This window comes from Clostridium sp. CM041 (assembly GCF_055081035.1).
In genome coordinates this window covers 3,534,363-3,557,294 of the sequence record NZ_CM143648.1, presented here as the reverse complement: position 1 = coordinate 3,557,294, position 22,932 = coordinate 3,534,363, and the positions used below count along the sequence as shown (strand labels likewise).

The window sequence follows — 22,932 nt, the reverse complement described above, 5'->3', positions numbered from 1 at the left end:
TAAATAATATGAAGGTAGATACAAAATTTATTAATAAAAATATACTATAAGTGTTGCATTAATTATAAATATATGTTAAAATTCTTCTTGTCAGGCATGCCGAAGTGGTGGAACTGGCAGACGCGCTGGACTCAAAATCCAGAGGTAGCAATACCGTGCGGGTTCGATTCCCGCCTTCGGCACCAAAAGACTATCAAGAGTTTCTTGATAGTCTTTTTTTATGACCAAAATTGCAAAAAGGTGACACAAAACTTTTATTCATGGATTAGCTTTTCTATTCCCATATTTAAGTCTTCGATATTTAAAATAAGTTTTTTCAAAGAAAACAAAAACCGTATTGGAATTTTACAATACAGTTTTTATTTCTGATATTTTTTTATTTTTGTTTCATAAAGATTATTGCCTTGGATGTCTATTATAACTAAAATAAATACTCTTATTCATAGTAAAAATCAAACTAAATAATATTATTTATCATTTTCTCTTCCATGGGTATAATGGGGCAGTAGTACAGGAGAAATCTTGTCTGTATTCACACCGTTTCCCTCAAGGCTTTTGTGGTATTCTTTAACATGGTCAAGGCTCAGTTCTTTTAATTTAACCACTTTGCACTTTTCACCTGCATGGAACCCTGTCCTACGTCCGAAAACAATAATATCTAATAGTGAATTACCCATCAATCTGTTTCTACCGTGTATCCCTCCTGAAGCTTCTCCTGCCACATAGAGGTTTTCTACCTTGGTTTGACCGTTTTCATCAATTAAAAGTCCTCCGTTTTGGTAATGAAGGGTTGGATATACGAGAATTGGCTCTTTTCTCATATCAATACCAAATTTCTGATACATCCTCAGCATGGCAGGAAGTCTTTTCTCAATCGTTCCTTCCCCATTGATTATTTCGATTAAAGGAGTATCCAACCATACACCCTTTACCCCTAAAGGTGTCTCAATACCATTATTTCTTACATGACATTCTCTGATGATTGCAGATGTTTCTACATCCCTTGTTTCAAGATGATAAGTAAATTGCTCACCATGAATATTAAGAGGCGTTGCCCCTAAACTACGGACCTTCTCCGTAACAAGTGCCCCAAAAATTTGGGGAGGGTATGCTACCCCAGTAGGGTGATATTGCACAGCATCTGCGAAGATAAGTTCTGCTCCGGCTCTGTATCCCAAAACAAGACCATCCGCTGTTGCACCATAATGATTTGATGTTGGAAAACCCTGATAGTGAAGTCTTCCAGCCCCTCCCGTGGTTATAATAACTGTTTTAGCCCTTGCGATTAAATATTCCTCTGTTTCAAGATTGAATAATATGGCTCCAGCAGCTTTACCATCCTTGTCTAATAGGATCTCCACAGCAGGGGAAAATTCCACCACTTCAATCCCTTTGTTAATCACTTCATCCCTAAGCACACGCATGATCTCAGCTCCCGAATAGTCGGCAGCGGCGTGCATCCTCTTTCTCGAGGTTCCACCTCCGTGGGTAGTAACCATGGTGCCATCCTCTTCTTTATCAAACATTACCCCAAGGTCATTTAACCATTTGATTGCTCCCGGAGCATCCTTTACAAGGGCATTAACAAGTTCTTTTTTGTTAGTAAAGTGTCCGCCACCCATTACATCCATGTAGTGTTTCGCAGGAGAATCTTCTGGCTTATCAGCAGCCTGGATCCCCCCTTCGGCCATCATGGTATTAGCGTCACCGAAACGTAATTTTGTGGTAATCAATACATTGGCGCCTTTTTTGTGAGCCTCTAGGGCTGCCGATGCTCCAGCTCCTCCCCCACCTATTATCAACACATCCACGTCATAGTTTACTTTAGTTAAATCCATGTCCAGATCTTGAAGTCTACTTTTAGCTTCAATAATATCCGCCAACTCTAGGGGAACCTTTGATCCTTTATTTGGCCCTAAACTTAGATTTTTGAATTCATTATCTCTATAATCCGGATAATTTTCCTTTAATATATCTTCTTTTTCTTGGGGACTCATTCTCGGAAACTGGACTCCCAATCTTTGGGAACGGGTGGCCTCTACCTTCTTTATTAGCCCCCTCATTTCTGCTGTATACATTTAAATACCTCCCTGGTAAAACTATATTTTTATGTAATTCTAAGCTAATTTTTACGTTTCAATATCCCTTGTATTGTATACTCCCTTTAATTCATCAACATTTTTAGCCATTAGTTCTCTTAATGAATCATCATGCATGCCTTCTTTAATATGTTGTACCCTCTGTGTCAAATGTTCTGTTTCATGGGCAATGTATTTACCTGTAAGCCGGCGTGCAATCACCCCTACTTGGTAATGAGTTATATTGGCAGGACACCTAGAAGCACAGATTCCGCACATAACACAGTCGAAAGATTCATGGGCACATTTCTCAATGTCTCCTCTTTGGGCATAGGCAATATACTGCATAACATTAAGGTCCTGGGGGCATCCCTTCGTACAAGAGTTACATCCAATGCAGCTGTATATTTCAGGATAAAGCTTCATCATTGTATCAGCCGTTGGCTCTAATTCATTCATATCATATAATTTTTTGTCTCCAGGAAAGAATGGCAATTGAGTAAGATACATACCATCTTCAACCTTTGTTTGACATGCTAAACATACCTTTAATTCTTTCTTACCTTTAATTCTATATATCGTAGCACAAGCACCGCAAAAGCCCGACCTACATCCACATCCTCTAACTAATTGGTACCCTGCATATTCCATGGAATCCATGATTGTAAGGCTTGAAGGTACAGAGTACTTTTTATTTAATATATATATTTCCACCATTTCTTTATTGGCCATTTTATATGCCTCCTTTGTTTACCCCTAATCTCTAATGGGTTAAACCGTTTTAGTGTTTACATTAATATTCATCTGGAAGTTGATCTATCTCATCGCATCTAAATACGGGACCATCTTTACACACATATTTATCTCCGATGTTGCAACGTCCGCATTTCCCTACGCCACATTTCATTTTTAATTCCAATGTGGTGTATACCTGATCCTTCTTAAATCCCATTTCTTCAAGCGTTTGAAGAACAAATTTAATCATAATTGGCGGTCCACATACCAAAGCCACTTTATTTGTGCTAAATCCAATCTCTTTAATATAACTGGGAACAAATCCTACATGTCCTTCCCATCCCTCGACTTCTCGATCAACCGTCAAATAAACGTCTGTATTAGACCTTGATGGCCAATTTTCAAAGATGTCTTTTGTCTGGACAAGATCTCCAGGCGTTCTTGCCCCATATAAAATATCTACCTTTCCATAATCGTCTCGATTATCCATTACATAGTTTATAACGGAACGAATGGGTGCTAGTCCTATACCCCCACCGATGAAAAGAAGATCTTTTCCTTTTAGCTCATCCTCTACAGGGAAATTATTTCCGTATGGTCCTCTAATACCTATTTCACTCCCAACTTCCAAACCATGTAGATATTCTGTAACTACTCCACATCTTTTTACACTAAACTCCATATAATCCTTTTCTGTTGGAGAAGAAGTGATTGAGAAAATCGCTTCTCCAAGTGGAGGAACCGAAATCATCGCACATTGACCTGGCATATGTTCAAATGATTTTCCACCACCAGGTTTTGTAACTCTAAAAGTAGTTACATCGTGTGTTTCTTCCCTAATGTCCACTATTTCAGCTAGTTCTGGCATTAAAGGATTTACATGTTTATGTTCATGTATATTACAATTGCAGCTCATTTTGTTCACCACCTAACTTTTTAATTACTTTAACAATATCCAAATGAACTGGACATTTTTCTATGCACCTTCCACATCCAACGCAAGCGTATACACCATTTTGTTTATTTGGATAATAAACAAGCTTATGCATAAACCGCTGTCTGAACCTTTCCTTTTGCGTTTTTCTGATATTTCCATGAGCCATCAGGGTAAAGTCCGAAAACATACATGAATCCCAGCAACGGAATCTTTCTCCAGATGTATCACCCTTAAAGTCACCAATATCATAACAATGACAAGTAGGACATACATAAGTACATGAACCACAACCTAAACAACGCTCACTAAGTTCTCCCCAAATTTTAGATTCAAATAACTCCTTAAGCTCTCCCGTTATTTTTTTAGGGTCTATATTTGCTAAAGGAAGATTTTTAACTTTCACTTTTGTAGCCTCTTTCAATGCCTTTAATTCACTTATATCCTGCTCAGTTGCATCTTCTAAAATGTCCTTTAATTTCTCCGTTAAGTTTTCACCTTTTGGGGTTTGTGGATTCCAAAGTATGCTATCTCCCATATCCCATGTGTTAACATCTACTTCTTTAGAAGCTGTCTGTGGTTCTATTCCAAATGAACTACAAAAGCAAGTTTCCTCTGGATCAAAACAGGCCATAGAAACGATGGTTCCTTTTTCTCGTCTTTCCTCGTATAAAGCATCTACAGGATCAACGAGGAATACATTGTCAAGTAGCTTAAAGCTCGCTGCATCACAATGTCTCACACCAAATAGTACATAGTCCTCTTTCTTTCCTCCTACATTTTCTAGTTCAAGTTTCTTTCCATCTCTTTTAAACTTTAAGTAGGTTTCACTTTGGGGGAAAATAAAACTTTTTGGTGAAATATTAGTTTTCAGTTTTTCTACATTCACCGTATCTCCTTGTTTCCACAGGTTGAAGTTTACATCTCCATCCACTTCAATAGGCAAAAACAGTTCATAGGATTTAACAATCATACTAAAAAGCTGCGAAAACTGATTCTTTAATATTTTCTTCATCATTTTTTCCCACCTCCATGCGATGTAAAGGAATCACTATCATCCAGTTTATACATTCCGATTGGGGCTTGTTTAGATGGATCTAACCCCGCATCATATTCACCGTAAAGTTCATTTATATCTTTCATGATTTTACTATTTAATAGGTGAAGTGGGATATTTGCTGGACATACTCTGCTACATTCTCCACAGTCCACACAACGACCACCAACGTGATAAGCCCTAATAATATGATAAAACTGCTCTTCACTATCTAATTTTGCTTTACCTGATACGTCTGCCTTATCATTGTCAAAAATACATTTTACACAATTACATGCAGGACATATATTACGACAAGCATTACATCTTATGCATTTTGAAAATTGAGCAGCCCAAAAATCAGATCGCTGCTTATCTGTTAGGGATTCAAGTTTTTCCACATCTTTAAATCGTTCTAGTGGATCCACTTCTCTCCCTACAAAATCCGACATCAACTGGTCATATACTACAGGATTCGGCTGTCTACATTTAATGCATTTGTCATATTCAAATTCACTTGCTGAAACCTTCTTTTCACCATCATTTTTCACAAATATAATTTCATCCCCAGATCTTTTCACGCTTAGAAGGCCTTTATTTAACCCTCCTTTTTTTACTTTTTCTGGATCAATCATACCAGAGCAACTTACTCCATAGACCACAACCTTCGCGCGGTCTATTCTGTTATCATTTATCAGTTGGTTAAATCCAAGAGAATCGCATCCTTTTAAAAATATACCTACTTTTTTATTGTCCTTTAATTCCTTAAGTAAATATTTACTTAGGTTATTAACACAGAAGCAGTCCCATATTAAAGAATCTACTTTATCCGCTTCTGTAATAAATACGGGATAGGAATCATCAAAGGTATCTCCCTTTTCCCATCCTATAATTTTTTCTACTTCCCCATTTTCTAGGGCAAGTTTTGCGGTCGCTCTTATTTTTTCAGTTATCTTATCCATCTTTCATCCCTCAACTTTCTATTAGGACCAAGTTTATGAACTTTCTCTAATACATCATTCATAACGCTTGAAAATTTTTGTCCCTCTGCTGCTGAAATCCAATCCACTCTAAAACGTTCTTTTTCTATTCCCATAAATACAAGTAAATTTGCCAAAACTGAAAAACGTCGTCTTGTATGATAGTTTCCACTTGTATAATGACAATCCCCTGGATGACAACCGGCAATTACTACGCCGTCAGCTCCATGTTGGAATGCTCTGAGTATGAAGTTTTCACTTACTCTGCATGAGCATGGAACCCGAATAATTTTAACATTGGCAGGATATGCTAATCTGCTTGTTCCTGCTAAATCTGCTCCTGCATAACTACACCAGTTACAACAAAAGGCTACAATTAAGGGTTCAAATTTATTTTCATCTAATCCCTCGATTTTTTCGGCTTCTATCGACATATGGCATCCACCTCCGCTAAAATCTGTTTATTTGTAAATCCTTTAAGATCAATGGCACCAGGACGACAAGCTACTGTGCATCCACCACAACCTTGGCAAAGTGCTTCATTTACCTTTGCAACTATTTTTGTAATTGTTTTTCCGTTCTCTTTAACTTCAATTGTACTTGATGAAATTGCATCATATGGACAAATTTTAGTACACGCAAGGCATCCACTACAAATTGATTCATCTACTTCTGAAACACAAGGATTGTTAACCAATTTATCCTTACTTAATACCCCAATTACCTTTGCTGCTGCAGCACTAGCTTGTGACACCGTTTCTGGGATATCTTTTGGTCCTTGGCATGCTCCTGCTAAATATATTCCTGCAGAATGAGTTTCCACTGGACGAAGTTTTGGATGAGCCTCTGTAAAAAAATTATTTGTATCTGTACTTATACCTAATATCCTTTTAATTGTAGTTGCATCGTCTTTGGCCTTAGTCGCCGCTGCGAGCACTACTAAATCTGCATCAATTTGAACTGTTTCTCCAGTCGAAGCATCAATAGCATTAACTTGAAGATTATCTCCATTTGGAAAAACTTTACCAACCATACCTTTAATATAATGAACACCATATTCTTCAACAGCTCTTCGCTGGAACTCTTCAAAGTTTTTCCCTGGTGTACGAACATCAATATAAAAAATATAGGCTTCCATATCGGGATAATGATCCTTGAGTAACATTGCATGTTTTGCTGTATACATACAACAAATTTTAGAACAATAAGGTTTACCCCTAGAAGATTTGTCCCTTGATCCCACACATTGTATAAACACTACTTTTTTAGGCACTCTATGATTCGATGGACACACAAGATGGCCTGCTGTTGGTCCTGCAGCATTTGTTAATCTCTCAAATTCAAGAGATGTAATTACATCAGGGTGCTCACCATACTGATATTCTCCAAATTTATTTAAACCTATAAGATCATAACCTGTGCATACCACTATAGCCCCATATTGTTTTGTTATTTTGGTATCTTCCTGAGAAAAATCAATGGCACCCGCTGTACATACTTTTTCGCAAAGTCCACATTTCCCTGTTCTAAACTTGATACACTGTTCTCTATCTATAACAGGTACGTTTGGCACAGCCTGAGCAAAAGGCATATAAATAGCTCCTCTATTGTTTAAGCCTTCATTAAATTCATTTTTAGCTTTTTTTGAAGGACATTTTTCAGCACAAACGCCACAACCAGTACACTTGTCCATATCTACACTTCGTGATTTTTGGTTAATGGTTGCTTCAAAGTTTCCCACATATCCCTTAACTGACTCTAGCTCACTGTAGGTGTATATGTTTATATTTGTATGAGACGCCGCATCTACCATTTTCGGCGTTAAAATGCATGCAGAACAATCCAGGGTAGGGAATGTTTTATCTAGCTGAGACATTTTTCCACCAATGCTTGGTGACTTCTCAATGATATCCACTTGATAACCAGCCTCAGCAATATCAAGAGCCGTTTGGATTCCTGCAATTCCTCCACCAATAATAAGTGCCCTTTTCGTTACATCTATTTCACCTGGTACAAGTTCACTATTTAATGTTGCTTTAGCCACTGCAGCCCTAACAAGAGCTATGGCCTTCGGGGTTGCTATCTCTTTATCTTTATGTATCCAAGAACAATGTTCGCGAATATTTGCAACTTCTAATAAATAAGGATTTAATCCCGCTGCCTTTGCCGCTTTTCGAAATGTTGCCTCATGCATTCTAGGAGAACATGATGCTACCACAACTCGATCTAATTTTTGCTCTTTTATCGCATTCTTAATCAAATTCTGGCCTACTTCGGAACACATATATTGATAGTCTTTAGCATATACAACTCCAGGCATTTTTTCAGCTTCTTTTATAACTTTATCAATGTCCACGGTAGCTGCTATATTGCTTCCACACCAACAAACAAAAACTCCAATTTTCTGCAATTTGATTCCTCCTTTAAAATAACAGTGTCATTATTTTTTTGTAAAAATTATTTATTATACTTTCTAAATGCACTTACAATTGCCTGCTGGGGCATTTTATCATCTATTTTTCCAAAGACCTCTTCAGCTTTTATTCTGTTTTCTCCTGTACGTCTAAGGATTATAAGCCTAACTGCCTCTAAAACGTTTGCAATATCTATATTCCTAGGACAACGCTGGGAACATGTAAAACATGAAGCACAAGACCAAATTGTTTTACTCTCTGTAACCTTGTCTAATTCTCCTGTCTGAAGTAATCTTATGACCTGATGAGGCAGGATATCCATACCTTCACTTGCAGGACAACTTGCTGAACATTTCCCACATTGGATGCAATCTTGTATCCTCTGCCCACTAATTTGAGAAATTTGATCTAACTCTTTTAATTTTTTGTCAGAATATATTTTCACTCTTTTCATTGCACTATCCCCTCCTATCTTATTTGACACCTAACGCTTCTGCTAAAAGCTCCGTGAAATAGCTGATAGATAGTTTATTTTTGGCCCCATCATTACTAATTTCTAGATTATATTTACAAAGTGGGCATGCAGTAACAATCTCTTCTACATCATTTTTTACAGCTGATTGAATTATAGTATTTGTCATGTTATTTACAAGATCCTTTTGATCTAAACAAAGATACCCTCCACAACACTCCGTTCTATAAGGATATATTACAGGAGTTGCACCAATGGCTTTTATAAAATCCTCTATAATAGAAGGGTTTTCTGGATCATCAAAATTCATTGTTCCGCTGGGACGAAGTAGCAAGCATCCATAATATGCACCAATTTTACGGTTAGTAAGAGGATTTGTTACTTTTTTAGCGAGTTCATCAAATCCTATTTCATCCCTGAGCACTTCAAGATAGTGAAGGACTTCCGTCTCTCCCGCGTATTCTTTCGTTAGCTCCAAGTAATTGTTAACCTTTGTTCTTATGTCATCTTTGGTCCTCATATCTTCATTGACCCTTTTAATCACGTGATGGCATGCTGCACATAAAGTAACTAGTTTTTCACCTTTGTCCCGTGCTCCTGCTAGGCTTCTTACTGAGGATAACTTAGTAGCTATTTCATCAGTGGCCATGGGATATACAGCACCACAACACTGCCACTCCTTTTGCTCTTCTAACTCAAACCCCAAAACGTTTGCAGCATCCAGTGCAAACTTTTCTAATTCCTGAGCTTTCGTCTTTAACGTACAACCTGGATAATAACTATACTTCATATTTATTCATCTAGACTTTTAAACAAACGAACAAGTCTAGATTTACACCTCCCTTCGAGTTTGTTAATATTTCAACACTTATTGGCAAAGAAATATGGATTTTTTCTTTTTAACATTAATGATTTTAAAAAAACACTGGGGCTTTATTTAATTTATTGATAAAGCTATAACAAATGTTATCCTAAATTAAAAAAACCATTAAACTATGATATAATGGTCTAAGCTTATAATTAGAGAGGAATATACATTGTAAATTTAAAACGATTACAGATTTTTATCCCTCTAAGCATGTTAATATTTTAACATTTTTTAAAAAGAAACATTGCTTTTCTCTTTTTAACATTTATGTTATTTTATTTAAATTCTTGTTAAAACTATAACACGCGTTGTTATAAATTAAAAATATCATTTAACTATGATATAATAGTTAAAACTTATAATTAGGGGGATATGTTATGGAATTAAGACAGTTAGAGTATTTTCAAATGGTATGTCAATTAAATAATATTACACAGGCTGCCAAAAAACTTTATGTAACTCAGCCTTCTATTACCAATTCTATCAAAAATCTAGAAAAGGAACTGTCCATTGTGCTCTTTGACCGCTCTAAAAAACAGCTTTCCCTAACAGACGAAGGCAAAATCTTCTTAAAAAGGGTAGATGATATTTTAAGACAAGTAACCAATGCCGTTGCAGAAATGAAGGATTGCCAGGATCTTAAAAATGTCATCCTGACGATAGGTATCCCTCCACTGATCAGCACTTTTATATTTCCAAGAGTATTTATTGATTTCCAAAAATCACATCCAAATATTAAACTCAATATTTCCGAATATGGGTCCCTTACAACAAAACAAATGGTCGAAAATGGAGACCTTGATTTAGGTCTCATTATCATCGATTCCTCCGATAAGTCCCTAGCTTCCCTTCCCATTTTAAATAGTGAGCTCTTCGTTTGCTTAAAAAAGGAACACCCTTTAAGCAAACAATCAACCATTACATTTAAAGATATTAAGAACGAACCTATTATCCTACTAAAAGAAGGCTTCTACATCAGACAAAAGATATTAGAATCTTTTAATGAATGCAATATTCAACCTAATATTATTTTATCGTCCACACAATTAGAAACCATCAAGGGCCTTATTACCAACGGGGTTGGCATTTCCTTTTTACTAAAGGAAATTGTTGAAGATAATGAAAATATAACAAAAGTTCCATTAAGTACTGCTATTCCCATAAAAATTGCTGTCGTTTGGAAAAAAGATCGTTATCTATCCAACGCTTCAAAGGCATTTATTGATTTCTTAATTACAAATCCCATAACCCCTCTTAAGAGTTAATCTTAGCTACAAATAATTTTATAATATAATTAATTACATAATTTGAGATGATAGTGAACTACACCCCCTTTAGTACACTAAAAATGAATATGCTCTGATTAATGTAAATGAAGAGTATATTATTGAGTATAAGTGGAATCGCCCTAAACCAACTGTCAGGAATTGCACAGCATTGTAAAACCTGGATCCTATAAGAAATAATAAGATGTTATATGGAACAAAAATGAAAGAACCACCTGGCTTCAGGCGGTTCTTTCATTTTTGTTTTGATTTCCTAAAGCATTTAGATAATTATATATATATATGAGTTCTTTTGATATCAATTCCATCACCATATAAATATTAAAATATCCAAACATTACTATTTTGTGTACTAAAAGATAATTAATCAACATATTTTATTTAAAGGATGTGGTTATTTGAATATTAACAAAAGGAAATGTATTTTACTCGTAATTTGTGTGTTTTTTTCTTTAAGTCTCTTCGGCTGTAGATACAATTTTGATAAAAGCATTTTTATAAAAAGTAAACCAAACAATTTTTACTATACCAAGTTATTAATGAAAGATTTATCTCTAGAAAATCCTACTGAGCATTATGCTCTATATATGAATTTTTATAAGAAGAAAGATTTTTCCAAGGAGGATTTATCTTCATTCGCCAAGTTTTTTAATTCATTAAATAATGATAGTTTCATAGATAAACCAGCGAACTTACCAGATAAACCAATATATAAGATATTTTTAACCTTCAGCAAAAATAAATATATGATAAATGTCTATAACGAAAAATTCATTTCCATATATCCCTGGGATGGCTCCTACAAAATGGATTACATTGATACTAGTAAAATGTACAAAGCCTATAATCTTTATGGATTATGCAAATACCTTATACCTAAATAAGGTATAAGGTATTTGTTTTTATCCGGTTATTCCTTTAAGGATGCCTTGATTTCAATTATAGATTTATTTAAAATTGGATGCATAACATAAGGTGCTATATCACACAGTGGCTCTAAAACAAACATTCTCTCCTGCATTCTTGGATGAGGCAATATTATTTCATCTAAAGAACTAATAATATCATCATACAGTAGCACATCCAAATCTACTGTTCTAGGACCCCATCTTATAACTCTCTCCCTTTTTAATTCTTTTTCTATAGATAGCAGGAATCTTACAATCTCTAATGGATTTAAAAGTGTTTTTATTTCAATAGCACAATTTAAGAAATCATCTTGCTCTAGATATCCTACTGGCTTCGTTTCATAAAATTTTGATGTTTTTGTTATTTGGGTATGATAAGAATTGTTTATAAGCTCTAATGACTCTTTCACATTTTTCTCTTTGTCCCCCATATTTCCACCTATACCAATATACGCTGTATGCCATTTTCTATCTATTTCTACCGCTGCATATTGTAGTGGTTTTCCAATTGGCGCCCAAGGTTTTTTTATTTTAACCTTTACTCTTTGAACTAAATCATATTTTAAGAGTATAAACTCAGCTAATTTTTCTGTAGCTTTCTCTATTAAATCATAACTTTCCTTATTAAATTCTTCCTCAACCAATTGACAAAGCTCACCATAATGAACCGTCTTAGTTAAATCATCAGTGATGCCTGCCTCTCTTAAACTAAGGAAAAGCTCCAATGAAATTAAAAAACGTTGTCCTAAGGTTTTTTCTTCCTTAAAGACACCATGGTGTCCGTAAACCTCTAAATCTTTTATGTACATTTTGTCCATAGTATTGTCTCCTTTATAAATAAGGGTGTTTTCTTAGCTTCTACATATAGCATCTGTCATAATGCAAACCCTTTTATTCTCTAATACATCGTGTACCCTTATAAATTCGCAGCCCTTCATTATTCCAATAGTTGTAGTTGCAAGTGTTCCCTCAAGCCTATCACTTGCAGGTAAGTCTAGTGCAAACCCTATCATGGATTTTCTGGAGGTTCCTAGAAGTACAGGATACCCTAAACTATTTAGCTTTTCCAGGTTATTCATAGTTTTTAAATTATCTTCATAACTTTTTGCAAAACCAATGCCTGGATCCAAAATAATATTTTCTTTTTTAACTCCTGCTTTTAGTGCAATTGTTATACTTTCTTCCAAATCATTAAGTATATCACAAACTAAGTTAGTATAATTTTTATTATCTCTATTGTGCATTAAACAACAAGGCACATTATACTTAGCAGCAACGTTTGCAATATATGCGTCCTTCTTAAACCCCCATACATCATTAATCATTGCTGCCCCTGCCTTTACTGCAAGCTCTGCAACTCTGCCTTTATATGTGTCCACAGAAATAGGGACTCTTATTTCCTTCTTTAAAGCCTCTATAATAGGCACTACCCTTTTAATTTCTTCTTCTTCACTTACGGGGTCATGTCCCGGTCTTGTGGATTCGCCACCAATATCAATAATATCTGCCCCGTCAGCAACCATTTTTTTCGCATGATTTATTGCTGAACTAATATCACTAAATTTTCCACCATCAGAAAAGGAATCAGGAGTTACATTTAAAATCCCCATTATGTAAGTTCTTTTTCCTATTTCAAAATTTCGGTTTCCCATTTTCATAAACTTCCTCCTCATAATCTCATTCACTCAACTGTACTTCTAGTATGTTATCTTCAAATTCCTATTCTCTACTGGCCATTTACACCCATCAATAGCTTCGCAATTAAAACAATTTCTTGAAAGCTTGTCACACTTATATAATACATCACTTAAACTATTTAAATTTTCAGTATTGCTTCTATGTTTACCTATAGCCTCTAGAATCTCATCTATTTCCTTAGCACTATATTTGCACTGCTTTAATATGTTTTTAGCAATTTGCCGACTAGCAATATCATGAGGTGTCCCATTTTCATATTCTTCTCCCCGACCTATATCATGCAAAAGTGCAGTTGTATAAATTATGTGTTTTGGTATATTCAAATGCTTTTCTAAACTCATTATGTACATAAGTCGTGCCACGTCTAAAAAATGCTGCATATCATGCAGGCAAAATTCTCTATGTTCTTCGAAGTTTTCTATCTTCCTTAAATTATACACAAAGCTATAGTTTTCTATAATAAGATTTATTTTATCATTCATTAAATTATTATCTATAATTTCCACCCCCCTTTTAGAGTAGCCTTATTCCTAGAGTAGCCTTATTCCTTATGATTTTCTACATATCTATCATAATACCTTTTTATTTCAGATACAACTGTGCTTTCATTGAAAGCTTTATCTTCGATCTTATTCACCTTCATTATACCCATAATACTATTAGTTATAAAAACACCCTCAGCTTTCATTAATTCTTCTAATGTAAACTCGCCTTCTTGTACAATAAATCCTATAGACAACAAATTTCGAATAACAAAATCTCGCACTATACCCGGTAATAACCCACATTTAATCTTTGGTGTAAATATAATTCCATTCTTGATGAAAAATATATTGCTTACAGCTCCCTCACTTATAAATCCCTCTGTGTTTAGAAATAGTGCTTCATTGTACCCTTTATCTATAATTTTATCTCGTTCAATTATGTTTTCAATGTAGTTGAAGGATTTCACATATGTTAAATTTGAATGCGCATTTCGCCTAACCTCACTTAATCCTAAGCCAAAACCTTTTTCGTAATCACTTTGTTTATAGGCCATTTCTCTTTTAGTAATTATAGTGTTTTTCTCAGATACCATAATTTTGAGCACGCAGTTTTTACAATTGAGTTTTTGAGTAGCAGCATAAATTTCTGTTTCAGTAATTTTTTTATTTACGTTTAGTGTGTTAAGCCCTCTATTTAACCTTTCTATATGTTCCCTTAGAAATATTGGCTTTTCTTTAACTAATATAGTCTCAAAAACTCCTCTTCCAAAGAAAAACCCACTATCTAAGGATATCTTATCCACACTTAATTCACCATTTACAAATATCATAATACCCCCTTAGGTTCCACCCATGTGACACGTGGCAAATTCTATAATTTAGTTTACAACTTTATTCACCAGCCTATAACACTCGCATTAACGCTTTTGCTTTATCTAAGGTCTCATCATATTCACATTCTTCATTGGAATCCCACGTTATTCCACCACCTACACCAAAATAGGCTTTATTGTCTTTTATTAAGATCGTTCTAATAATTATATTCAAATCTACATTTCCGTCAAACCCTAAATATCCAAGAGCGCCCGTATATATGTTTCTACGCACAGGCTCTAATTCCTCAATAATCTCTAATGAGCGTATTTTAGGGGTTCCTGTTATTGACCCTCCTGGAAAACAAGCTTTAATGCATTCTAGTGAGCATACTCCATCTTTTAATTCACCTACTACTGTAGATACCAAATGAAATACTGTGCTATACTCCTCTAATTTAAAAAGTTCCGTTACCTTAACAGAATTCGGCTTACAAACTTTGCTTAAATCATTTCTTTCTAAATCTACCACCATTAGAAGTTCAGACTTATCTTTTTCGCTATTTATAAGTATGTTTTTATTTTTAAGATCTTCCCCTGCATCCATCCCTCTTGGCATAGTTCCTTTTATAGGTCTAGTTTCTACCATTCTATTTCTAATACTTAAAAATCTTTCTGGAGAAGAACATATTATATTAAAATCTTCAAAATTCATAAATGCAGCAAAAGGAGCTGGATTTATATTTCTTAGATCTTTATATATTTCATATGCGCTTTTACGAGTGTTACAACTAAATCTTTGAGTTAAATTCGTGATATATATATCTCCACTTTTTATATAAGCTCTTACCTTTGATACAGTATTTATATAATTGTTCTTTTCAAAGTCCGAAGTAAATTTATTCTTTATAACTCCTACTTTTTCATATACAATTTTATTGCCCTTTTGTATACGCTGCCTAATACCTTCAATACTGTCTTTCTGAGATTTAAGTATTCCTAGTGCAGATATATAAACACTTTTCTTAAAATTATCTAAAATGATAATGTTATCATAAAAATTATAATAGCAGTGAGGTATATCTACATCATCCTTTGCTATATTGGGTAGCTCTTCAACTTCCCTAGCCAGGTCGTAGGAAAAGTATCCTATACCGCCAGATACAAAAGGCAGCCCAGTATTATTTTCTATAGCGTATTCTTCAATAATTTTATTTAACTCTTCAAATGTATCCCCTTCATATACTTCTTTTCCCTTATAGCAGGTACCATTTTTACTTTTAAATGTTAAAAAACAGTTAGTTCCTATAAAAGAATATCTTCCTAACGTTTCTTCGTCTCTAGCACTATCTAATAATATAGTGTTTAAATCTTCTTTAAATAATGAATATATACCAAACCCATCAAGGTTAGTATTAACTTGTTCAATTATCAGTTTCATTTCTTCTCCTTAGTTTTCAACAAATTTATCTTGAATTCTAACTTCATTAATAAAATTTTTAAGAATTTCATGTCCATATTCCGTAAGCTCTGCTTCAGGGTGAAATTGTACCCCTTCAATGTGATATTGCTTATGTCTTATACCCATTATAACACCATCCTCTGTTTCACTAGTTATTTCTAATGCCTCTGGCAAGGATTCTCTCTCTATTATTAAGGAATGGTATCTCGTAACCTTCATTGGACTCACAATATTTTTAAACACATATTTTCCACTATGCTTTATTTCAAATACTTTCCCATGCACTGGTTCATTTCCCTTAATAATTTTAGCACCAAACACCTTACCAATAATCTGATGACCTAAACATATTCCCAAAATAGGTATGCTGCCTTTAAAGTTTTCTACTATTTCCATGCAAATCCCCGCATATTCAGGAGATTTTGGACCAGGTGAAATGATTATTCCTTCGGGTTTAATTTTCTCAATATCCGCAAAGGAAATTTTATCGTTTCTATATACTAATATTTCCTCACCTAGCTCTTCAAAGTATCTAACTAGGTTGTATACAAATGAATCATAATTGTCTATCATCAAAAACATAAACTATCTCCTATTCTCTTATAATTACTTATATTATATCAAATAGTTTGCGTAAAATCATTAGGATTAAAATCAACTTTCATTGTTGGTTGTGGGCGTGTGCCTATGAGTAATTATATCATATAAGATTTTCTAAAATGATTTAATTATATTTCCTCTCTGCAAACTGCATGACTAAGCAACATACCGAATGCAATAAACACCAAAACCATACTTACCATAACTGCATATGGTCTCCAAATCCCCATGTCAAACTGAAATCCAGACACTTCATTTATAATTTGTGATGATGCCAGTGGCAATGCATTTAAGATAAATTGGAAAAATTTCCACGGAAGCTTAATAAATAAAGCCATGATGATATAGAAAATATTTATTCCTATTCCTATTGATGTAGCAAGGCTTGTACTTGCTGTTTTGTAGGATATCCATCCCATAATAGTTGTTAACGATAGCACCCCTAAAAGTTCACATGCAAACATTAAGAGTATTCCACTTCCTAATGTAGCGTTACCTATAGAAAATAATGCAAATACCTTTAAACTACTCTTTAAAGTCTGAAGTCCAGTAGCTGAACCTAAAATTAATACGCTGCAAAGTGTTGCTGCCAAAGTTAAAAGCAAACCATATATCATAACAGGAAGAAGGCGAATGCCCATCATCTTTTTGCCAAAAACTGTTGCAGACATAATTTCCATACTACCGTCTTCCATGCTATCAGAATAGGTGGATGCCGCAAAAAATGTTACCATAAATATAATTATTAGATAAAGAATCTTAAGAATATTAAAGCTTTCAGTCCAAAGATAATAGCCTTCATATTGATAAAAAGGTGTTTTCACCTTAGCTAGTTCTTCCAATGCTTTTGCTTGATTATTTTTAGATATTTTTTCTATAAGTGCAGTAGATTTTTTTTCCCAACATGCATAAAAATTTTTAGCATAATAATCAGGAAATTCGGTTAGTTTATCTTCATTGTATAGTATTCCGGGATAAGAATAAACTAACCGACTTATAAAAGCTATAAGTGGGCTATATTTTATTTCATCTGACTTTTTGTCCCGCACTTTTTCTAGACCTAGCCATAATTTATCTTCAGTCATTTCACCAGCATATACAGACTCTTCTTTAATGACTTCATGTAGATTTTCATTTATTGCTATAGTGCGTAGATTTAATACACATGTAAGCAAAAGTAGACCTATTATTGAGAAGAAAACATATCTTGTAAAAAGGCGACGCTTTAATTCTTGATATATCATCTCCTTACCTCCTTCTATAATTAAGTGTTGTAAAAATGGTACTAAGTAAAAATATAATTGAGCTTGCTATGAGCAAAATGGATGGCATCCATAGAGTCTTCCCTAAAATTGTAATGAATGGAAAGTCTATAGATTGTACATATGAAAATCCTATTCCTCCTGGTATAAGCATCTTAATTATATCCATATTCCTAGAGTGACTAGTGATAGATACGCCTAAAATAAAAGAACCTAATATTGTAAGTATCGAGAATTGGATGGCTTTTGAGGATTTTTTAGATATAGATGAAATCCAAGTAGAAAAGCTTGACACTATTAAAATTCCTATCCAGCCTACGATAAATACATTTCTAAGTAAGTCACCTTGAGTATATGGAAGAAAACTTCTACTTGAAACCTGTATTGAAGTATTTAAAGCATCAGCAGGTAATAAATACTTTAATAGCAAAACATAAAGACCAACTCCACAAAGATATACAATAGATGCCATAATTAAAGGTATACTAATTTTTGCTATAGTGAGGCTTTTCCTGCCATTTACTGTAGTAGTTATAATTTCATCCATTCCATTTTCTTTATCATTGGTTATTATGGAACTTGAAAAAACCCCTAACATAACCATAAGTACAAATGAGAAAAACATCATATGTCCAATTCCATCATTCCATTCTTTAAATCCAGTGTAATAAGTATAAGGTTTTTTCACTTTATCCAATAGAGAGATGGACAAGGTCTTTTCATTTTCATTAAGTGCATTTTTATCAATATATTTACCATAGAATAAATCTTCATTTTCATAAAAATTCATTCCTGCACCCTTAGGAATATGCAAAAGGTCACTTGTTGATTCTCCTATCATAGTTTTCAAGCGAAACTCCTGGAGAATTAATTGGTCAGCATAGACAGTATATTTCAACAAGTCTTTAGTAATTACTAAATCGCTTTCATTATCACCTTTTAATGACTTTAGAAAAATATCACAGCCACTTTGAAATTTATCTAAAGTCATTTCTCCTTCAGCGCCTACTCTATCATTACCTGCTGCTTCTATTGCTGATCTACCTTTATATTCTTTGTAAACTCCTTGCTGCAAAAAGTCTTCTGTAGCTCCCCACACAATAAACCATGTCCATAATCCTGCCAAAGCAATTGCAATTAAAACATATGTTAGAAGCCTTTTAAAATTTAGTTGTCTTTTTAACTCTTGAAAAAATACATCCATTTTTATACCTCCTTAACTTTTGAAAGATAAAAATCATTAAGAGAAGGTGAAACTAATTTACTATTTTTTAATGGAACATTTGCAACATAACGAATTGAAACCTTCCCACTAGATTCATTACGAAAATTCATAATTTTATATTCATTTTCTAGCCGTGAAAGTTCATTTTCATCAATAACAGTCTCAAACACATTACCATCAAGTGTTTCAATTAAAGAATGAGCTTCTCCTGCTGCAATTACTTTACCTTTTTCCATAAGCACAAGGAAATTAGCAATAAATTCAATATCTGAAACAATATGTGTAGATACAATAATGATTTTCTCTTTGCTTATTGCAGTTAAATACTTACGAAATTTGTTTCTTTCCTCAATATCTAAACCAGCGGTAGGCTCATCTACAATTAAAATATCAGGATTGTTTAACATAGCTTGGCATATTCCAACTCTACGCTTCATACCTCCGGAAAGCTTATCAATCTTTTTTTTTCTAACTTCTGATAAATTAAATTCATTTAATAATTCACTGATTCTTTTATTTCTAATTTCTTTATTAAGCCCCTTTAAAGATCCAATATAATGGAGAAAATCTTCAACAGATTGATTTTTGTCATATCCAAAGTGCTGAGGCAAATATCCTATTTTATCTAGATACGAATCCTTAAGGCTGGCGATATTTACATCGTCTAACATTACTTTACCCTTACTTGGAGTTGTATTAGAAGCTAGCATTCTCATTAATGTTGTTTTCCCCGCACCATTTGGTCCTAAAAGTCCCCAAATCCCTGGAGTAAATTCAAGATTTATATTATCAACAGCCTTTAAATCTTTAAACTCCTTAGAAATATTATAAGCAAATAATTTCATATTTTTTTCCTCCTTATTAAAGCAAAAGCAATAAAAAACCTTTCTTCTATCTTCAGTATAACTGGGATAAAAGAAAGGTTTATTCATAAATTATTTAGTATTTATAAAGATTTTATTAAGAATTGGGTAGAGTAATAATAAACACAGTATGTCCATCCTGACTTTCCGCGTCTAAAGAGCCCTGATGCTTTTGTACAATTTCTCTTGCAATAGCCAAACCAAGTCCTGCCCCGTTTGATTGACTTCTTGACTGATCTCTTCGATAAAACTTTTCAAATATAAGTTTTAATTCCTGCTGACTTATTACGTCACCATCATTTTCTACAAACAATTGCATACTACATTTTCCCATTTCGGCCTTTATTTTTATGACAGAATCCTTGTGGCTATATGCTATAGCATTCTTTAATAAATTGTTTAACACCCTGGCAAATAGTGATCCGTCGGCATAAATCTTAATACTCGGAGTAAGGTTTATATTAAATTTTAAATTTTTCTCCTTAAGTAAAGGATATAGTTCCTCAGTCAACTGTTCTAGGAAAAACTCTGCATCTAGTATACTTTTATTCAAAGGGATTTCCTGAAGATTAAAGCGAGTAATATCAAAAAACTGATTCGTTAACTCTTCCATTCTATAGGATTTTACCAAAAGTTTCTTTATATACTCCTTACGAACCTCCTCTGGTACCTCAGATTCATCTAAAATTGTAAGATAGCCAACGATGCTTGTTAATGGAGTTTTTAAATCGTGTGCTAAATAGGTTACAAGGTCATTTTTCTTGCTCATCTCCATTAATATCTCCTGCTTCACAAGTTCATTCTCATGTCTAATTTCATTTATCTCAAAATCAATTAGTTTTAGTTCTTGAACTTTTTCAGGTACCTCTCCCTTGCTGAGCAAAGATATTCTTTGCTCTAACTGAGTTATTATCTTTTTTCGCTGCTTATTTTGTGAGTATCTTGATGTAAAGTAAACAACCATCTCTAAAAGAACAAAACCTCCAATAACCATATTCTTCAATATATCTCTAAGTCGTGGCCAATAAAAGGTTCCCCTGGTATGATCCATGCCAACAAACAATACCTTTTCTCTATCAAATAATATTTGCCTTTCAAAAAATTCTGCCACAGTTCCTTCTAATTTTAAATCAATAAATAACATTAATCCTATAAATATAAAAAAAGCTAAAATATAATAATTCCATTTCCATTTTTTAATCTTCAATGATATAGCCTACCCCCCAAACAGTTTTAATATATTCCGGATGTTCAAAAGACTCATCCATTTTTTCTCTTAAGTTTCGAATATGAACTGTTATTGTATTTGTTGATTTTGAATAATACTCATCCTCCCTCAACAAATGAAATAGCTTTTCTCCATTTAAAACATGTCCTTTGTTTAGTAGTAATATTTCAATAAGGTTAAATTCTGTAGGTGTTAGTTTTAGTTCCTTGCCATTTAAATTAACATGCCTACTATTTTTATCTAAGATTAACCCTTTATAATATATAGTATTATCATCTTCCTTTGTACCTTCCCCATACTGCTTGTATCTCCTAAGCTGAGCTTTAACCCTTGCCATAACTTCCAAGGGATTAAAAGGCTTAATCATATAATCATCGGCACCATAAGTAAGACCTATTATTTTATCTTGATCCGCTGTTTTTGCAGTGAGCATTATTATAGGAAATTTGTATTTAGTGCGTATATTTTTACAAATGTTTAGCCCACTTATATCTGGCAGCATTAAGTCCAAAACAACTAAATCTACCTCTTTATCTTCAAGAACTTCAAAAGCTTTCTTACCATTTTCAGCTTCCCATATTTCGAAAGATTCAGCTTTTAAATAGATTTTTAATATATCTCGAATATCTTTATCATCTTCCACAATCAAAATTCTCTCCATTTAATTCCTCCATGTGTTTATATTAAAAAGTTTATTATATTCTCAGTTCCATTTAAACATATATAGCGTCACCTGACCTAATAGTATTATATCAATAATCCCAATAAAATCATTGATTTTAACATAAATCGGAAATTTTAACTTGCTATTATTTTATAAATAATTTAAATACTACCTCTTCCTTTTCTTTAAAGCCTTTTATAATTCCAAAGAGCCTATTCTTTCATCATGAGTTACTATAGCAAGGCAGCAACCACTTTCCGCTTTAACCCTCATTAAAAGTTCAATAACCCTTTTACCATTTTCAGAATCTAGAGCACCTGTAGGTTCATCACATAGTATGAATCTAGGACTGTTAACAAGTGCTCTCACTACAGCTACTCTTTGGGCTTCTCCACCAGAAAGTGAGGTTGCCTTAGCATTTTTCTTATCTAACAAGCCTACCTTTTTTAATAAAGCTTCACATTTTTCTATTTTCTCTTTTTTACCTTCTTTGCTATCCATAGTTAATAATAAATTTTCTAAAGGTGTCAAACCCGTTATTAAATTAGAATTTTGAAAAATAAGTCCGATATTTTTACGTCTTAATACCTCTATTTCTTTTTCTTTCTTACCACTGACAATCTTATTGTCAAAAAAGACTTCACCAGTGCTTGAAGTTTCAAGCATTGACAAAATATATAGAAGTGTAGATTTTCCACCTCCTGAAGGACCCATTATAGTAATAAAATCCCCTTCCTCGATTGTCATGTCTATGTTTTTTAGAACCTCCTGCTCCATATTTTCGCGTTTATATTTTTTATTCACAGCTTTTAATTGAATCATATAAGTACCCTCCAAATTTTTATAATTGTAATCAAGTCACATTTACAATTATAAAATATGAAATGTATGAAATATATGTTTTAAAAATAAGTAAATTATA

At 33.6% G+C, this 22,932-nt stretch carries 23 protein-coding genes and 1 tRNA gene; 3 read left to right on the top strand and 21 right to left on the bottom strand.

The window, feature by feature from the left end; all coding sequences use genetic code 11:
- Positions 1–98: 98 nt before the first annotated feature.
- Positions 99–185: transfer RNA gene (locus ACWJJT_RS16765), tRNA-Leu, on the top strand.
- A gap of 282 nt (positions 186–467) precedes the next feature.
- Here ACWJJT_RS16765 and ACWJJT_RS16760 read toward each other — a convergent pair.
- The 9 genes from ACWJJT_RS16760 to ACWJJT_RS16720 form a co-directional block, all read right to left on the bottom strand.
- Positions 468–2,078: an FAD-dependent oxidoreductase gene (locus tag ACWJJT_RS16760; protein ID WP_462955518.1), complete on the bottom strand. Its 1,611-nt coding sequence runs from the start codon at positions 2,076–2,078 to the stop codon at positions 468–470.
- 51 nt (positions 2,079–2,129) lie between these two features.
- The gene (locus tag ACWJJT_RS16755) at positions 2,130–2,810 is read right to left on the bottom strand and encodes a 4Fe-4S dicluster domain-containing protein (RefSeq protein WP_462955517.1); all 681 of its coding nucleotides are present in this window, start codon (positions 2,808–2,810) and stop codon (positions 2,130–2,132) included.
- 61 nt (positions 2,811–2,871) lie between these two features.
- The gene (locus ACWJJT_RS16750; RefSeq protein WP_462955516.1) at positions 2,872–3,729 is read right to left on the bottom strand and encodes an FAD/NAD(P)-binding protein; all 858 of its coding nucleotides are present in this window, start codon (positions 3,727–3,729) and stop codon (positions 2,872–2,874) included.
- Positions 3,713–4,765, bottom strand: a complete 1,053-nt coding sequence (locus ACWJJT_RS16745; protein ID WP_462955515.1) for a 4Fe-4S dicluster domain-containing protein — start codon at positions 4,763–4,765, stop codon at positions 3,713–3,715. The genes ACWJJT_RS16750 and ACWJJT_RS16745 overlap by 17 nt, the downstream gene beginning before the upstream one ends.
- Entirely contained in the window at positions 4,762–5,745 is a 984-nt protein-coding gene (locus ACWJJT_RS16740) for a 4Fe-4S dicluster domain-containing protein (RefSeq protein ID WP_165412858.1), read from the bottom strand. Before ACWJJT_RS16740 ends, ACWJJT_RS16745 begins: the two co-directional genes overlap by 4 nt.
- On the bottom strand, positions 5,733–6,197 hold the full coding sequence (locus tag ACWJJT_RS16735; RefSeq protein ID WP_462955514.1) for a hydrogenase iron-sulfur subunit: 465 nt from the start codon (positions 6,195–6,197) through the stop codon (positions 5,733–5,735). The genes ACWJJT_RS16740 and ACWJJT_RS16735 overlap by 13 nt, the downstream gene beginning before the upstream one ends.
- Positions 6,188–8,173, bottom strand: a complete 1,986-nt coding sequence (locus ACWJJT_RS16730) for an FAD-dependent oxidoreductase (RefSeq protein WP_462955513.1) — start codon at positions 8,171–8,173, stop codon at positions 6,188–6,190. The genes ACWJJT_RS16735 and ACWJJT_RS16730 overlap by 10 nt, the downstream gene beginning before the upstream one ends.
- Before the next feature lie 47 nt (positions 8,174–8,220).
- Entirely contained in the window at positions 8,221–8,631 is a 411-nt protein-coding gene (locus ACWJJT_RS16725) for a 4Fe-4S dicluster domain-containing protein (protein ID WP_216301752.1), read from the bottom strand.
- A 19-nt stretch (positions 8,632–8,650) separates the two neighbouring features.
- A complete protein-coding gene (locus ACWJJT_RS16720; protein ID WP_462955512.1) occupies positions 8,651–9,439 on the bottom strand; it encodes a CoB--CoM heterodisulfide reductase iron-sulfur subunit B family protein in 789 nt (262 codons plus the stop codon).
- 455 nt (positions 9,440–9,894) lie between these two features.
- Between ACWJJT_RS16720 and ACWJJT_RS16715 the strand changes: the two genes are divergently transcribed.
- Positions 9,895–10,782 carry a LysR family transcriptional regulator gene (locus tag ACWJJT_RS16715; RefSeq protein ID WP_462955511.1) on the top strand — a complete coding sequence of 296 codons (888 nt, stop codon included), beginning with the start codon at positions 9,895–9,897 and terminating at the stop codon, positions 10,780–10,782.
- A gap of 419 nt (positions 10,783–11,201) precedes the next feature.
- On the top strand, positions 11,202–11,687 hold the full coding sequence (locus tag ACWJJT_RS16710; RefSeq protein ID WP_462955510.1) for a DUF4883 family protein: 486 nt from the start codon (positions 11,202–11,204) through the stop codon (positions 11,685–11,687).
- Positions 11,688–11,713: 26 nt separating this feature from the next.
- Here ACWJJT_RS16710 and folK read toward each other — a convergent pair whose 3' ends face one another.
- The 12 genes from folK to ACWJJT_RS16650 form a co-directional block, all read right to left on the bottom strand.
- Positions 11,714–12,529 carry a 2-amino-4-hydroxy-6-hydroxymethyldihydropteridine diphosphokinase gene (gene folK / locus ACWJJT_RS16705; protein ID WP_462955509.1) on the bottom strand — a complete coding sequence of 272 codons (816 nt, stop codon included), beginning with the start codon at positions 12,527–12,529 and terminating at the stop codon, positions 11,714–11,716.
- A gap of 33 nt (positions 12,530–12,562) precedes the next feature.
- Positions 12,563–13,369 (bottom strand): dihydropteroate synthase, encoded by an 807-nt coding sequence (gene folP / locus ACWJJT_RS16700; protein ID WP_462955508.1) that lies wholly within the window; start codon positions 13,367–13,369, stop codon positions 12,563–12,565.
- A gap of 39 nt (positions 13,370–13,408) precedes the next feature.
- A complete protein-coding gene (locus tag ACWJJT_RS16695; RefSeq protein WP_462955507.1) occupies positions 13,409–13,915 on the bottom strand; it encodes an HD domain-containing protein in 507 nt (168 codons plus the stop codon).
- A 35-nt stretch (positions 13,916–13,950) separates the two neighbouring features.
- Positions 13,951–14,724, bottom strand: a complete 774-nt coding sequence (locus tag ACWJJT_RS16690; protein ID WP_462955506.1) for an aminotransferase class IV — start codon at positions 14,722–14,724, stop codon at positions 13,951–13,953.
- A 73-nt stretch (positions 14,725–14,797) separates the two neighbouring features.
- The gene (gene pabB / locus ACWJJT_RS16685) at positions 14,798–16,147 is read right to left on the bottom strand and encodes an aminodeoxychorismate synthase component I (RefSeq protein ID WP_462955505.1); all 1,350 of its coding nucleotides are present in this window, start codon (positions 16,145–16,147) and stop codon (positions 14,798–14,800) included.
- Positions 16,148–16,156: 9 nt separating this feature from the next.
- Positions 16,157–16,750, bottom strand: coding sequence for an anthranilate synthase component II (locus ACWJJT_RS16680; protein WP_462955504.1), 594 nt, complete (start codon positions 16,748–16,750; stop codon positions 16,157–16,159).
- Positions 16,751–16,896: 146 nt separating this feature from the next.
- The gene (locus ACWJJT_RS16675) at positions 16,897–18,012 is read right to left on the bottom strand and encodes a hypothetical protein (RefSeq protein WP_462955503.1); all 1,116 of its coding nucleotides are present in this window, start codon (positions 18,010–18,012) and stop codon (positions 16,897–16,899) included.
- A 4-nt stretch (positions 18,013–18,016) separates the two neighbouring features.
- Entirely contained in the window at positions 18,017–19,234 is a 1,218-nt protein-coding gene (locus tag ACWJJT_RS16670; protein ID WP_462955502.1) for an ABC transporter permease subunit, read from the bottom strand.
- Between the two features lie 2 nt (positions 19,235–19,236).
- A complete protein-coding gene (locus tag ACWJJT_RS16665; RefSeq protein ID WP_462955501.1) occupies positions 19,237–20,100 on the bottom strand; it encodes an ABC transporter ATP-binding protein in 864 nt (287 codons plus the stop codon).
- Between the two features lie 115 nt (positions 20,101–20,215).
- Entirely contained in the window at positions 20,216–21,325 is a 1,110-nt protein-coding gene (locus ACWJJT_RS16660) for a sensor histidine kinase (protein ID WP_462955500.1), read from the bottom strand.
- Positions 21,315–22,007, bottom strand: coding sequence for a response regulator transcription factor (locus tag ACWJJT_RS16655; protein WP_216301741.1), 693 nt, complete (start codon positions 22,005–22,007; stop codon positions 21,315–21,317). The genes ACWJJT_RS16660 and ACWJJT_RS16655 overlap by 11 nt, the downstream gene beginning before the upstream one ends.
- A 198-nt stretch (positions 22,008–22,205) precedes the next feature.
- Entirely contained in the window at positions 22,206–22,832 is a 627-nt protein-coding gene (locus ACWJJT_RS16650; RefSeq protein WP_462955499.1) for an ABC transporter ATP-binding protein, read from the bottom strand.
- Positions 22,833–22,932: the final 100 nt, after the last annotated feature.